General features: G+C 73.6%; 12 protein-coding genes. 8 read left to right on the top strand and 4 right to left on the bottom strand.

The window, feature by feature from the left end; all coding sequences use genetic code 11:
* The coding region (locus G446_RS0111085; RefSeq protein WP_211228291.1) for a transposase at positions 1-398 on the bottom strand (398 nt) is incomplete at its 3' end.
* A gap of 632 nt (positions 399-1,030) precedes the next feature.
* Between G446_RS0111085 and G446_RS0111080 the strand changes: the two genes are divergently transcribed.
* Positions 1,031-1,888 (top strand): DUF3152 domain-containing protein, encoded by an 858-nt coding sequence (locus G446_RS0111080; protein ID WP_245574678.1) that lies wholly within the window; start codon positions 1,031-1,033, stop codon positions 1,886-1,888.
* Positions 1,889-1,932: 44 nt separating this feature from the next.
* On the opposite strand, the gene G446_RS0111075 is transcribed toward G446_RS0111080, so the two are convergent.
* Positions 1,933-2,481, bottom strand: coding sequence for a hypothetical protein (locus G446_RS0111075; RefSeq protein ID WP_026410199.1), 549 nt, complete (start codon positions 2,479-2,481; stop codon positions 1,933-1,935).
* A gap of 180 nt (positions 2,482-2,661) precedes the next feature.
* Between G446_RS0111075 and G446_RS0111070 the strand changes: the two genes are divergently transcribed.
* The gene (locus tag G446_RS0111070) at positions 2,662-3,468 is read left to right on the top strand and encodes a CDP-alcohol phosphatidyltransferase family protein (protein WP_084779187.1); all 807 of its coding nucleotides are present in this window, start codon (positions 2,662-2,664) and stop codon (positions 3,466-3,468) included.
* A 284-nt stretch (positions 3,469-3,752) separates the two neighbouring features.
* Here G446_RS0111070 and G446_RS0111065 read toward each other — a convergent pair whose 3' ends face one another.
* Positions 3,753-4,730: a hypothetical protein gene (locus tag G446_RS0111065; protein ID WP_026410197.1), complete on the bottom strand. Its 978-nt coding sequence runs from the start codon at positions 4,728-4,730 to the stop codon at positions 3,753-3,755.
* Positions 4,731-4,791: 61 nt separating this feature from the next.
* Positions 4,792-5,622 carry a class I SAM-dependent methyltransferase gene (locus G446_RS0111060; protein ID WP_026410196.1) on the bottom strand — a complete coding sequence of 277 codons (831 nt, stop codon included), beginning with the start codon at positions 5,620-5,622 and terminating at the stop codon, positions 4,792-4,794.
* A 681-nt stretch (positions 5,623-6,303) separates the two neighbouring features.
* Here G446_RS0111060 and G446_RS0111055 point away from each other — a divergent pair.
* The 6 genes from G446_RS0111055 to G446_RS0111025 all read left to right on the top strand — a co-directional run bounded on the left by G446_RS0111055 (position 6,304) and on the right by G446_RS0111025 (position 13,784).
* Positions 6,304-6,741, top strand: a complete 438-nt coding sequence (locus G446_RS0111055) for a cupin domain-containing protein (protein WP_026410195.1) — start codon at positions 6,304-6,306, stop codon at positions 6,739-6,741.
* A gap of 132 nt (positions 6,742-6,873) precedes the next feature.
* Positions 6,874-8,211 (top strand): NADP-specific glutamate dehydrogenase, encoded by a 1,338-nt coding sequence (gene gdhA / locus G446_RS0111050; protein ID WP_026410194.1) that lies wholly within the window; start codon positions 6,874-6,876, stop codon positions 8,209-8,211.
* Between the two features lie 648 nt (positions 8,212-8,859).
* Positions 8,860-9,261: a sterol carrier family protein gene (locus G446_RS0111040; protein ID WP_026410193.1), complete on the top strand. Its 402-nt coding sequence runs from the start codon at positions 8,860-8,862 to the stop codon at positions 9,259-9,261.
* Positions 9,262-9,649: 388 nt separating this feature from the next.
* Entirely contained in the window at positions 9,650-10,420 is a 771-nt protein-coding gene (locus G446_RS0111035) for a DeoR/GlpR family DNA-binding transcription regulator (RefSeq protein ID WP_026410192.1), read from the top strand.
* Positions 10,417-11,520 (top strand): 1-phosphofructokinase family hexose kinase, encoded by a 1,104-nt coding sequence (locus G446_RS0111030; RefSeq protein ID WP_026410191.1) that lies wholly within the window; start codon positions 10,417-10,419, stop codon positions 11,518-11,520. Before G446_RS0111035 ends, G446_RS0111030 begins: the two co-directional genes overlap by 4 nt.
* 59 nt (positions 11,521-11,579) lie before the next feature.
* Positions 11,580-13,784: a PTS fructose transporter subunit IIABC gene (locus tag G446_RS0111025; protein WP_026410190.1), complete on the top strand. Its 2,205-nt coding sequence runs from the start codon at positions 11,580-11,582 to the stop codon at positions 13,782-13,784.
* Positions 13,785-14,366 lie beyond the last annotated feature (582 nt).

Below are 14,366 nucleotides of genomic sequence, written 5' to 3'. Positions count from 1 at the left end.
CCCGACTCGTTGCCCAGGGCCTTGACGAGGTCGTCGACCTTGCGGGTGGAGACCCCCTCGATCCAGGCGGAGCAGATCACGGCGTACAGGGCCTTGTCCACCCGCCTGCGCGGGTGGAGCAGGGACGGGAAGAACGAGCCGGTGCGAAGCTTGGGGATGGCCAGTTCCACCTCCCCGGCGGTGGTGGCCACCGTCTTGAGGCGCTTGCCGTTGCGCCTGTTGGTGCGCTCCGGCGTGCGCTCGTAGCGCTGCGCGCCGATCACGGCGGCGGCCTCGGCGTCGACCAGGTCCTGCAGCCCGGCCTGGAGCAGGCGGCGGAAGACCTCGTCGTGAGCGAGATCGGGGTCGGCCAGGACTTCCCGGATCAGCGTGGACACGGCAGACTGGTGACTGGGCATCGTGGGTGCACTCCTTGTGAATCTGGCTGAGGAACAGGGCTCCCACGATGCCCGCCGCCCGTGCCGACGACCCCGGGCGGAAGCCCCGCGGGAATTGCCACCACACTAAGAGACGCACCCGTCCGAATCTGCTGCAAAGGCCCCGATCGCGCCGGAGTGCGCGAGAAGAATCGTTGATATTCCGCGTTTCTTCTCGCCGTCGATTCCACCGCGGGACGCCTTTGTGGCAGATTTGGACACGTCCCCGCTCCGGGCCGTCCCAGGAGCCCCGCGCGCACCGCTCCGCGTCCATTCCTCCCACGCCGCCGCGCCGATCCCCGCCCATGGGTCGCCGTGCCCCGAAGACGCACTCAACCGCACCGAATAATCTCCCCGTGCGGGTGCGGGTCATCACCGGACGGCGATGACCGTCACAGCCCCCGCCGGACGCGTATGCCTACTATGCGGTCATGCCCCCCTCGCCCCCACGGCCGCCGCAACGGTCCGTGCGCCCGTCGTCGCAATGGTCCGTGCGCCCGCCGTCGTCGACGCCGACCCGCCGCTCCCGCGTCGATTCGAGACGGCAGGGCGCCGACTCTGAGGCATCGGGCGGGCGCCGGGCATCGGGCGGGCGCCGGGCATCGGGCAGACGGGTGCGGCGCCGTCGACTCGTCCTGGTCGCGCCCTGGAAGCTCGCGCGCGCCGTCGTGCTCCTCGTGGTCCTCGTCGCCCTCGTCGGTTTCGCGACGCACAAGTGGGTCGACCGCGGCAGGGACGCCCGGGCGATGGCCACCGCCCCCGCCGCGGCGCAGACCCTCCCGGAGACCCCGGCATCCGCCTCCGCCACGGCATCCGCCTCCGCCCTCGCGACAGTCGCCAGTCCCGCCCCGACACCCACCGCCACGGCGACTGCCGGGCCCACGCAGGCCCCCGCTCCGCGCGTCGACGAGCAGGGCTTCTCCCACAGCGACGCCGTCGGCGACGGCACCTGGACGATCGCCGACCCGGTGGCCCCGTCCCAGCCCGGCGCCGCCACGGTCTACCGCTATGTGCTGCGCGTCGAGGGCGGCACGAGCGTCGACGCCGCGGCCGCCGCCGTCGTCGTCGAGAACGTCCTCAACGACGACCGCGGTTGGCGCGGCACGGAGGGGGTCTCCTTCGAGCAGGTGGGCGACCCCGCCGCGGCGGACTTCACCCTGTCCATCGCCACGCCGACGACGACGGACGCGCTGTGCGCCCCGCTGGAGACGATCGGCATGTGGAACTGCCGCAATGGGACCAACGTCGTGCTCAACTCCGACCGCTGGACCTACGGCTCGCCCACCTTCTCCAGCGTCGACGCCTACCACGTCTACGAGATCAACCACGAGGTCGGCCACTTCCTCGGGCACGAGCACGAGTACTGCGCAGGCGCCGGCCTCACCTCGCCCGTCATGGCGCAGCAGAGCCGCACCCGCGAGGGCGGCTGCACGGAGAACGGCTGGCCCACCAGGGACAATCAGGCCCACTGAGGCGGCGGGGTTCCCTGAGGCGGCGGGGTCCGGCCAACGCCGTGTCATTTCCGCTGGTTTCGCGGGCTGCTGAGTCGGTGGATCTCCGCGATCGAAGCGCCGAGCACCATTGTCAGGCATGCGTCGATCAGGAGCCCGCCCGCCCACCAGTGCTCGCCACTGCGGGGCCACAGCGCCGATATGACGTTCCAGCCGCTGAGCGAGACCGCCAGGGCTATCCCGGCGAGCGCGGCACTGACGATGGCCGCGCCGGTCTTCCACCGGCCCAGGGGGAGGCTCAGGGCGACGGCGGTTCCGATAATGGCCAGGATGAGCCCGACCATGGTGGTCGACTCCATGAGGCTGATGATGATCTGGTAGTTCTCGTGCGTCGACGGTCCCTTCTGGAAGGAGCGCGACCCACGGGTGAACAGGGTGAGCGCCGCGGCGAGCAGCCATCCCACGACCATGAGTGCAGCCGCCCACGGCCGGTGGTCGGCGTCGGGGTCCGGAGGATCCGGGATGAGGTCGGTCCGGTCGCTCGACGGCGTGAGTGAGAAGATCCTGTTGGCGTAGCGGTCGGGGTTCACCTGTTCAGGGCTGGGCCAGGACATGCCCCGATTCTGGCAGTGCGCGGCGCCGGCGGCCAGTGGCGCCGACGGCGCGCGTGCGGTTGCGGGCGCCGTCGGCCGACCGGGGCCGGCGCAGTCGCGTCATAGGCCTTGAGTCGGAGACGCGGATGACCGGGCTGCCGTACGATGCGCGAACCACTGTGCCCCGACTGAAGGTCTCCTGTGACAACCGCCAACCCCGACATCCCCGTCCGGAGCGCTCAAGGCGCTCTGGAGTCCCGCCGATCCAGGCTGCTCGCCTGGGGCGTTCACGTCCTGACGATGTCCGGCCTGGTCTTCGCCAGCCTCGCCATGCTCTCCGTCATTCATAATGAGATCCGTTGGATGTGGCTATGGCTCGCCCTGGCCATGATCGTCGACGGCGTCGACGGCACCTGCGCCCGCCGCGCCCGCGTCAAAGAGGTCATCCCCTGGTTCGACGGCGGAGTCCTCGACATCCTCATCGACTACCTCACCTGGACCTTCATCCCGGCGCTGTTCATGTACCTGCGGCTGCCCCTGGGGCCCAAGCCCGTCGCCGGCGCCCTCATGATCCTGGTGCTGGTCTCCTCCACGTTCTGCTACGCCAACGAGGGCGAGAAGTCGACCGACAACTACTTCGTCGGCTTCCCGGCGGCCTGGAACATCGTCGCCGTCATGATGTGGGTGCTCGCCCTGCCCGGCTGGCTCAATATCGCGCTGACCATCCTCCTGTCGATACTGACCCTCGTGCCCACCCACTACGTCCACCCGGCCCGCGTCGCGCGCTTCCGCGCGCTCAATATCGCGGCCGTCGGCGTGTGGCTCGTGGGCACCGTGTGGCTCGTCGCCGTCCACCCGGACCCGCCCATCGGGGTTCTGCCGAACCTTCCCACCGCGATCCAGCCGGACCGCCCCATCGCGGCCCTGGTCATGTCGGTGGGCGGCGGGGTCTGGCTCCTCGTGGCCGGAGCCCTGAGGACGGCCCGCGGAGTCGACACCCCGGGCTGAGCCGGGCTGAGCCGGGCGCCTGCATCGCCCTGGCCGACGCCGTCGCGACACCTCGAACTGAGCCGGGCTGAGCCTTCCTCGGGGGCGGGCCGGCGCGGCCTCCCGCCCCCGAGCCGCGCCCGGATGTCCTTGCGCCCGGGGCCGGGGCGCCGCCCCCGAGCCGACGGCCGCGCTGGCCGCCCGGATGTCCTTGCGCCCGGGGCCGGGACCGATCGAGCGGGTCGTCCGCCTTCCCGCCGTCCTGGCCGGACCGGGGCCCGCCCCGAGTCCCGCCGAACCGGGTCTCAGAACGGCGCCTCCTCCAGCCCCCGCACGATCACCCGGTCGCGCCACCAGCGCACGGCCTCCAGGCCCGCGCTGCCCACGATCATGGCTGCGACGATCGCCAGCACCCCCGGCGGGGAGTCGCGCCCGTGGATCCAGAAGTAGACGTAGGGGGCGAGGAAGGTCAGCAGCGTCGTCGCCAGGCCCACCAGACGCCATCGCAGCCGGAGGCCCGCCACCATCTCGACAATTCCCCAGGTGTAGGGGATCGCGGTGAGGATGTCGATGAGCCACAGCACCCACCACTGGCCGCGGAAGCCGGGCACGAAGGCCACCGGCAGCGCCCGCAGCGACGAGTAGATGAAGACGACGACGTAGGCCAGGGCCACCGGGTTGCGCGCCAGGCGGACGGTGGCCGGGCGCTCCATGACGGCCACGCCCGCCGCGCGCAGCGCCGCGATCGCCCGGTGGGGGCAGCGCAGCGTGTCCACGCCCTCCAGGACCGTCCGCAGATACTCGCGGGAGGCCTCGGAGCGCTCGGCCAGGGACAGGACGAGCGCGAGCGGGCTGACGGCGATGACGGCGGTGCCGTCGGGTCCGTCCGCGCCATCGGACCCGATCCCGCCGTCGGGCCAGGGTTCGAAGGAGACGACGTGGACGAGGTCCTCGCCCAGAACGGCGGAGATCCGCTCGGGGGCGTCCCGGTCCACCTCGCACAGCCACAGCCTCACCCCGTGCTCCAGGGCGTGCGCGAGGCTGTGGCCCAGGTGCCAGCCGACGTCATCGGGGGCCAGCAGGTCGGCGGCGGTGGCGGAGGCGAGATCGGACAGGACCTGCGGGACCGCCACCTGGCGGGCGCTCAGGTCCCCGCAGCGGGCCAACCCCGCCAGGTCGCGGATCCGCGCGGCGTCGAGGGGGTGGTTGCGGGCCTGCGGGTGGTCGAGCACGGACCGCGCGGTCAGGAGGCGGGTGAACGGGGCGGGGCGGGGCGGGGGCACGGGGGCAGCCTGTCAGATGGCGGTCGGTCGTGTCGCGTCGTGGCGGTGCGGGGGAGGAGGGTCAGGGGCGGGCGAGGATCTCGCCGTGGACGACGACGTACCAGCCGTCGGGCGCCGCGGCCCACTCCCGCCAGGCCGCCGCCATCTCCTCCAGCTCCGCCGCGCTGGTCAGCCCCAGCTCGACCGCCCGCGGCCCGAAGGACGTCAGGCACCGCTCCGCCCAGGTCCCGCCCCACCACGAGCGCAGCTCGGGCGTGGCGTAGCACCAGGTCGAGGCCGAGGGCTCCACCTGGCGCAGCCCCGCGGCCCGCGCCCAGGACAGCAGGCGGCTGCCGGCGTCGGGCTCGCCCCCGTTGGCCCGGGCCGTCGCCATGTAGACCTCCCGCCAGCGCTCCAGGGCGGGGGGCTGCGGGAACCAGGCCTTGGCCGAGTACACCGAGTCGCGCGCCGCCACGATCCCGCCCGGCCGGGTCACCCGCGCCATCTCGCGCAGCGCCGCCACCGGGTCGGCCACGTGCTGGAGCACCTGGTGGGCGTGGACGACGTCGAAGCCGCTGTCCGCGAAGGGCAGGGCGTGCACGTCCCCGCGCACGAGCTCGACGGCGTCGGCCAGGCCGCGCCCGCGCAGGGTGGCCCGCGCCGCGTCGATCGCCGCCGGGGCGCCGTCGAGCGCGACGACGCGTCCGGGCGCGACGGCCCCGGCCAGGTCCGCGGTGATGGTGGCGGGCCCGCAGCCGACGTCGAGCAGGTCCAGGCCCGCCCGCAGGCGGGGCAGGAGGTAGGCGGCGGAGTCGGCGGCCGTGCGGCGGGAGTGCCCCGCCAGGACGGCGGGGCCGTGTCCGTGGGTGTACCTGGCGGCGGGGGAGCCGTCCGGGGCCGGGGTGCTGGTCATGGCGGGACGCTACGGCTCGGGGACGGCCCGGCGCGCGGCGGTCCGCCTGGTGGCCGGGGACTGGTGGAGGGCCGCTGTCGGGCGGGCCGGGATCTCCCCGTGTTGGACGGGGATCCCGTGGTGTTCACGACGCCGCTGTCGGGCGGGCCGGGATCTCCCCGGGCCGGTTGCGGGGGTGCGCGCCGACGCTGCGGCCAGCCGGCCCGAACCGGTCTTCCCGGCCCGTGCGGCGGTGTTGCACATTGGAGAGGGTCGCCCCCGCGGGTCGACTCCGAGTCTTCCGCATGATTACAGGGTTTTACTAGAATGTTGGTTTTCAGCGGGCGGGCTCCCATGTGCAGAGGGACCCTCTCTGCACATGGGAGGATCTCAACGATGTTGAGCGCCGGGGAGTTTCCGCGTGATTCCGCCGATCCGTCGCCAGCCGGTCCCGGTCGAATGTGCAGCACCGCCTCCGCCCGCCCGATGCCGCGCATCCGGGCCCGGCGGCCCCGCCCCGACACCGCGGACACGACCCCGACATCGCCCCGACGCCCCGGATCCGCCCCTCTCCCGACTGGTCCCAGGAGGGCCTGGCTCGCGCCCCGGCGCGCCCCTACCCTGGCGGCGGGCGCGTCCGGCGAGCCGCCGCGCGGCGCGGTCGCGCCCGCCGCATCACCGACGAGGAGTCACTGAACAGTCATGACCGCCACCACCGACGAGTCCGCCTTCGCCGCCGAGAACGTCTTCGGCAAGGGCGAGCCCAACACCGCCTACGCCCAGTACTTCACCGGGGACAGCTTCCTCAACAACCTCGTGACCGACCCCGAGTGCGTCGTCGGCGTTCACAACGTCACCTTCGCCCCGGGCTGCCGCAACAACTGGCACATCCACCACGCCACCAGCGGCGGCGGCCAGGTCCTCATCTGCACGGCCGGCTCCGGCTGGTACCAGGAGGAGGGCAGGGACGCCGTCTCGCTCACACCGGGCGTCGTCGTGTTCACGCGCGCCGGCGTCAAGCACTGGCACGGCGCCAAGGCCGACTCCTGGTTCTCCCACATCGCGCTCGGGGTCCCGGGCGAGAACACCTCCAACGAGTGGCTCGAGCCGGTCGACGACGCGCACTACGCGGCCCTGTGAGTCGGATGGCGCCCGCCGCGTGAGATGTTTCGTCTCAGTTTCCGGCGGGATGGGATGCTCGAGTCCAGCGCGGGAGACCGCCTGTCCAACGACGTGCTCCTGCGCGGACCATCCCCTACGAAGGAGCCCTCAATGCAGGACGTTGTCGAGAAGGTCTACGAGCAGGTCGTGGCCCGCAACCGCGGTGAGGCCGAGTTCCACCAGGCGGTGCGCGAGGTCCTGGAGTCCCTGGACCCCGTCATCGCCAAGCACCCCCATTACGCCGACAACGCGCTCCTGGAGCGCATCGTCGAGCCGGAGCGCCAGATCATCTTCCGCGTGCCGTGGGTCGACGACGCCGGGACGGTGCACGTCAACCGCGGCTTCCGCATCGAGTTCAACTCGGCGCTGGGCCCCTACAAGGGCGGCCTGCGCTTCCACCCCAGCGTCAACGCGGGCATCATCAAGTTCCTCGGCTTCGAGCAGATCTTCAAGAACGCCCTGACCAACCAGGGCATCGGCGGCGGCAAGGGCGGGGCCGACTTCGACCCGCACGGCCGCTCCGAGGGCGAGATCATGCGCTTCTGCCAGTCCTTCATGACCGAGCTGGCCCGCCACATCGGCCCGGCCACCGACGTGCCCGCCGGCGACATCGGCGTGGGCGGCCGCGAGATCGGCTACCTGTTCGGCCAGTACAAGCGCCTGCGCAACGCCTACGACGCCGGCGTGCTCACCGGCAAGGGCCTGGCCTGGGGCGGCTCGCTGGCGCGCACCGAGGCCACCGGCTACGGCACCGTCCTGTTCGCCGCCTCTATGCTCGCCACCAAGGGCCAGTCCCTGGAGGGCAAGAAGGTGGCCGTCTCCGGCGCCGGGAACGTGGCCATCTACGCCATCGAGAAGGCCCAGCAGCTGGGCGCCGTCCCGATCACCTTCTCCGACTCCTCCGGCTACGTCGTCGACGAGGCCGGTGTGGACCTCGACCTGCTCAAGCAGGTCAAGGAGGTCGAGCGCGGCCGCGTCAAGGACTACGTCGAGCGCCGCCCCGGCGCCCGCCTGGTCACCAAGGGGCGCCCGTGGGACGTGCCCGTCGACGTCGCCCTGCCCTGCGCCACCCAGAACGAGCTCGACGGCGACAACGCGGCCACTCTGCTGCGGGGCGGCTGCGCCGTCGTCGCCGAGGGCGCCAACATGCCCTCGACCCCCGAGGCCGTCGAGGCCTTCCAGTCCGCCGGCATCCTCTACGCCCCCGGCAAGGCCTCCAACGCCGGCGGCGTGGCCACCTCCGCCCTGGAGATGGAGCAGAACGCCGGCCGCACCCGGTGGGACTTCGCCACCGCCGACGCCAAGCTGACCGCCATCATGGCCGACATCCACGACTCGTGCGTGGCCGCCGCCGAGGAGTACGGCCGCCCCGGCGACTACGTGCTCGGGGCCAACGCCGCCGGCTTCACCCGCGTCGCCGACGTCATGATCGCCCACGGCATCGTCTGAGGCCGCCGGCCGCCCCGGGGGTGTCGCCCCCGGGGCCGCCCGTCGACCTCGGCGCGGGGCGGCCCGCGACCCCGCCCGGAGGCCGCCCCCAGGGGCGCAGGATCCCGGGTCCTCGGGTCCTTGCGCGCCCTCGCGACGTCTCCTTACTCATTCGCCGGGGCCCGCTGCGGGCGCCGTCCAAGGAGTCGATCTTCCGTGGACTCGAGGATGGCGCGGTGCCCCGACCCGGCCCCGGGTCCTCGCTCCGAAGTTCACCGGGTTCGGTCCGGGGGTCCGGAAGGAGAGGAAGAGGGGCGACCATGGAAAATGGCGTTTTGGGAGGATCGTTCCGCCCCGCACCCGACTGCGACTTCACCAGAATCGCGGAATCATGCGGAACTCGTAGAGTTCATCCGGGGTGCCCGCGCGAACGATCCTCCCAGAGCGCCAAAAACCGACCCTCCGCTCGGTGGTCGGGCCGCCAGGCCCGCGGGTGGGCCCGCTGCGGGCGTCGGCGGGGGAGGGGAGGGCCGTCGCGGGAACGGGGCCCGCCCGCCGGCGGACACCGCCCGGCGCGCGATGGGCGACGGCCTGGAATCTCGTCCATGACGGGCGCGACGCATCGCCCGGCGCGCACAACGATCGCTGGCGCTCCACTAGGCTCGGCGCATGGCCGCACGACGTCGCATCGATCCCGCCGACGGCGCGCGGGCCGTGCGCGACTGGGCCGCCGGCGTGGACCGCGGGGACGCGCCCGCGAGCCCGGCCGAGCGCGCGGCCCGGCGCCGCACCATGGCCACCGCCGTCCGCTTCACCCTCGAGGAGCTGGCCGCCTGCGCCCCGGGTCGGGCCGTCGAGGTCCGCGTCCCGCCCTTCGGGGTGACCCAGGCGGTGTCGGGCACGGTCCACAGGAGGGGGACCCCGCCCTCGGTGGTGGAGACCGACGGCGCCACCTGGCTGGCGCTGGCCACCGGCCGCCTGGGCTGGGGGCGGGCGCTGGCCGACGGCGCGCTGCACGCCTCGGGCGAGCGCTGCGACATCTCGTCCCACCTGCCCCTCATGCGCGCCTGAGGTCAGGGCGGCGGGCGCGCGCCTGAGATCAGGGCGGCGGGCGCCGCCGGAGCAGGCCGCTCCGCCCCCTTCCGCGCCCGATAACCCGGGCGGCGGGCGCCTCGCCGGCGCCCGTATCCGCGAACCATCCCCACCGTCGTGTCCGCGAGCGCGCCCCCGCCGCGCACCGCAGATCCGGCACCACAGCTCGGGGCGCCGCCGCGCTCTGCCCGCTCGCACATCCCGGATCTCTTCAATGCCCGAGCGGACATTTGAAATGTCCGGTTGTGGGCTCGCCTCTTCCTTCTCCATCCGAACCGACGTACGATACTGCCCGAACGGGCGCTCAGTCGATGACGGAGTGCTCTTCATCACCGAGTTGCGCCATCGACGTCGCCAAGGAGGGGCTGTGAAGGCACGTGACCGTCACGGCCGGATCCTCGCGGCCCTGGCGCGCGAGGGCCGCGTCAGCGTCGCCGAGCTCGCCCGCGACCACGACGTCACCGTCGAGACCATCCGCCGGGACCTCGCCGCCCTCGACCGCGCCGGGGCCCTGCGCAAGATCCACGGCGGGGCCCTGCCCGCACCCGTGCTGGCCGCCCCCGAGACCGGCGTCCTCCAGCGCGAGCGGGATCACGCCGAGGCCAAGGCCCGCATCGCCCGCGCGGCCCTGGCCGCCCTCGACCCGCACGAGGGCGCCGCCCTCCTCATCGACTCCGGCACCACCACCGGGGCCTTCGCCCGGCTCCTGCCCGAGCACCTGGACCTGACCGTCCTGACCAACTCCGTCCTCATCGCCGCCGCCCTCGCCGCCCGTCCGGGCTGCCGCGTGCACATCATCGGAGGGCGGGTCCGGGGCCTGACGCAGGCCGCCGTCGGACCTGAGGCCCTCGCCCGGCTCGCCTCGCTGCGCGCCGACATCGCCGTCATGGGCTCCAACGGGCTCACGGCCCAGCACGGCCTGTCCACCCCCGACCCCGACGAGGCCGCCGTCAAGCGCGCCATGGTCGCCTCCGCCCGCCGCGTCGTCGCCCTCGTCGACGCCTCCAAGGTCGGCCAGGAGCACCTGGTCTCCTTCGCCGGCACCGACGACGTCGATCTCCTCGTCACCGACGCCACCATCACAGGCCACCTGGCCGCCCGCCTCACCGACTCTGGAACCGAGGTTATCCCCGCATGATCACCACTCTGACCCCCAACCCCTCGCTCGACCGCACCGTCTCCCTGCCCGGGGAGCTGATCCGCGGCGGCGTCAACCGGCTCGCCGGCGTCACCATCGAACCGGGCGGCAAGGGCCTCAACGTCGCCCGCGTCCTGGTGGGCGCCGGCCAGACGGTCACCGCCGTCCTGCCGGCCGCCTCCCACGACCCCCTCCTGCGCGTGCTCGGCGCCGTCGCCGCCGACGGCCTGCGCGTGCGCCCCGTCGAGATCGCCGGCTCCGCCCGGATCAACACCGCCGTCACCGAGCCCGACGGCACCACCACCAAGCTCAACGAGCCCGGGGCCGGCCTGGACGACGACGAGATCGCCGCCGTCGAACGGGCCCTCATCGAGGCGGTCAGCAGGAGGGACGGGGCCGACGGCGCCGTCGCGACCGGCTCGGCCGGCGCCGGGAGCGTCATCGACGCCGAGGAGGACGCCGACGCGGCCGAGGCCGGCGCCTGGGCCGACAGCGCCCCCGCGGCCCGCGACTGGGCGGTCCTGTCCGGCTCCCTGCCGCCGGGCGCCCCCGTCGACTGGTACGCCCGGCTCGTGGTCCGCCTGCGCGGGGCCGCCCCCGGGCTGCGCATCGCCGTGGACACCTCCGACGCGCCCCTGGCCGCCCTCGCCGCGGCCATGCCCGCCGCCGCCCCCGACCTCATCAAGCCCAACGGCGAGGAGCTCGGCCAGCTGGCCGGTCTGCCCGCCGAGCGCGCCATGGCCCTGGAGGACGGCGCCATGCGGGGCGAGTACGGGCCGGTCGTCGAGGCCGCCCGCGTGCTCGTCGAGCGGGGGGTCGCCACCGTCATGGCGACCCTGGGGGCCGCCGGCGCCGTCCTGGTGACCGCCGAGGGCGCCTGGCACGCCGCCGCCCCGAAGATCCACGTCCTGTCCACCGTCGGCGCGGGGGACTCCTCCGTCGCCGGCTACGTCCTCGCCGACGTCCGCGGCGGGGACGCCACCGAGCGGCTGCGCACCGCCGTGGCCTACGGGTCGGCCGCCGCGGGGCTGCCCGGCACCGCCCTGCCCACGACCTCGGACCTGCCCGCGGGCTCCCCCGTCGTCACCCGGCTCGCCTGAGCCGCCGCCGGCCGCCATCCGGACCCCACCACGCCCCGTCCTGACAGCAAGGAAACAGCATGTCCACCTCAGACTCGTCCGCTTCGCCCCCCGGGGCGCTCATCGTCCCCGACCTGGTCAGGCTCGACGTCCCCGTCGGACCCGATAAGAAGGACGTCATCGAGTACCTCGCCGACGTCGTCGCCTCCGCCGGCCGCGCCGACACCCCCGAGGGCCTGGCCGCCGACGCCCTCGCCCGGGAGGCCACCGCCCCCACCGGCATCCCCGGGGGCATCGCCATCCCGCACTGCCGCAGCCCCCACGTCCTGGCGCCCTCCCTCGGCTTCGCGCGCCTGGCCGGGGGCGTCGACTTCGGGGCGGCCGACGGCGAGAGCGCGAACCTCGTCTTCATGATCGCCGCACCCGCCGGCGCCGACGACTTCCACCTCAAGCTCCTGGCCAAGCTCGCCCGCGGCCTGATGAAGCCGGAGTTCACCGGGGCGCTGCGCTCAGCCGCCACGCCCCAGGACGTGGCCCGCATCATCACCGAGCAGGTCCAGCCCGAGCTGCTCGAGGAGGGCGCGCAGGCCGCCGGGGCCGGTGGGGCCGACGGCGCGGCCGGGAGGGCCGCGGACGCCGGCTCGGGGGCCGGTGCGGACGAGGCCCCCGCCGCCGGGACCGGCTCGGGCGGCTCGGGCGGCTCGGCCGGGGCGGCCGACGGGGGCGGGCGCCTCATCGTCGGCGTGTCCTCCTGCCCCACCGGCATCGCCCACACCTTCATGGCGGCCGAGGCGCTGGAGCAGGCCGGCAAGGCCCGCGGCGTCGAGGTCCACATCGAGGGTCAGGGGTCGGGCAAGATCGACTGGCTCGACCCCGACCTCATCAGGCGGGCCGACGCCGTCGTCTTCGCCCACGACCTGCCCGTCAAGGACCGCGACCGCTTCGCCGGCAAGCCCGTCGTCGACGTCGGCGTCAAGGCCGCCGTCAACGACGCCGGCTCCCTGCTGGACCGGGCCCTGGCCGCCGTCGACGACCCCTCCGCCCCGACGGTCCCGGCCGGCTCGGGCGACTCCTCCGAGTCCGGCGCCGCGGAGGAGAAGGAGCACTGGGCGCGCCGGCTCCAGCGCTCGGTCATGACCGGCGTGTCCTACATGATCCCCTTCGTGGCGGCCGGCGGCCTGCTCATCGCCCTGGGTTACCTCTTCGGCGGGTACGACATCACCAAGACCGCCCAGAACATCGTGCTGGGCGATCGCGACAACGGGATCCTGGCGACCAGCCTGTGGAACCTGCCGGACCTGACCAGTAAGACCTACGCCGCCGAGCACGCCCTGGCCGGCTCCCCGCTCGCGGCCTACATCGGCGCGGTCCTCTACCTGCTGGGCAGCGCGGGCATGAGTCTGCTCGTCCCGGCGCTGGCCGGCTACACCGCCTTCGGCCTGGCCGGGCGCCCCGGCATCGCCCCCGGCTTCATCATGGGGCTGGCGGCCGTGGCCACCGGCTCGGGCTTCATCGGCGGCCTGCTCGGCGGCATCCTCGCCGGCTACTTCGCGGCCTGGCTCGCCGGGCTGAATGCGCCGCGCTGGCTGCGCAGCCTCATGCCGGTGGTCATCATCCCGCTGTTCACCACCCTCGTGGTCGGCTCGGTCATGTACATGCTGCTGGGCAGGCCGCTGGCCTCCTTCATGACCTGGCTCACCGAGTCCCTGACCGCCATGGCCAATAACGGCGCCGGTGTGCTCCTGGGCGTCATCGTCGGCCTCATGATGTGCTTCGACCTGGGCGGCCCGGTCAACAAGGCCGCCTACCTCTTCGGCACCGCCGGCCTGGACGCGGGGACGCCGGCCTCCTACGAGATCATGGCGGCCGTCATGGCCGCGGGCATGGTTCCGCCGCTCGCCCTGGCCCTGGCCACCACCATCCGCCCGAACCTCTTCACGGGCGCCGAGCGGGACAACGGGCGGGCCGCCTGGCTGCTGGGCGCCTCGTTCATCTCCGAGGGCGCCATCCCCTTCGCCGCGGCCGACCCGCTGCGCATCATCCCGCCGTGCATGGCGGGCGGCGCGGTGACCGGGGCGATGTCGATGGCGCTGCACGCGGCCTCGCGCGCACCCCACGGCGGCGTCTTCGTGTTCTTCGCCATGGACAACTTCGCGTGGTTCGTGGTCTCGATCCTCGTGGGCGCGGTGATCTCCTGCGCCGGGATCGTCGTCCTCAAGCAGATGGCCGCCACCAAGAAGGCCGTTGAGGAGGGCGCTGCGAAGGCCGCTCCCGCCGCGGCCTGAGCAGCGGCGGGGTGGTCCTGCCCTGTCCCGGACCGCCTGAGCGGGGCGGTGCGGACCCCGGTCCAGTCCCGGACCGCCTGAACGGGCGGGGCGGGCCCGCCCCCGCCCCGGACTCCCGCCGCCCGGCCCGCGAGCACGTCACTTGACCCGCGAGCACGTACCTCTGGCAGACGTGCTCGCGGGTTAAGTGACGATCTCGCGGGTCAAGTGACGTGCTCGACGGTTACTCGGCGATCTCGCGCAAGAAGAGCGGGCGGGCGCGGGGCGGGCGCGGGGCGCGCCTCGGCCATGGGCGCCGGTGGGAGCATTCCGCCGCCCGGTGTCCGGGTTGGCGGCGCAAAAGGTGGCCGGCGCATACTTTTAACGTCCCGCCTCGAGGTCGTCTGCTCGAAGAATGGCGGAATGACGCCATTCTCCGAATGGGTGGACCCGCCGAACGCCCCTAAAAGTATGCGCCGGCCACCTTTTCCCGCCGCTGAACCCGCACAATCAACGGCGACACTGCCCGTCGGCAAGGGGGCGCCGGCGTGAGCGTGGCGCTTCAGATCTGACTTCTCGTTGGAATGACGCCAGAATATCGAG

It is taken from the genome of Actinomyces dentalis DSM 19115, assembly GCF_000429225.1.
Taxonomy (GTDB): domain Bacteria; phylum Actinomycetota; class Actinomycetes; order Actinomycetales; family Actinomycetaceae; genus Actinomyces; species Actinomyces dentalis.
The sequence above is the reverse complement of the archived record's forward strand: the minus strand, read 5'-3'. Positions and strand labels throughout refer to the sequence as shown.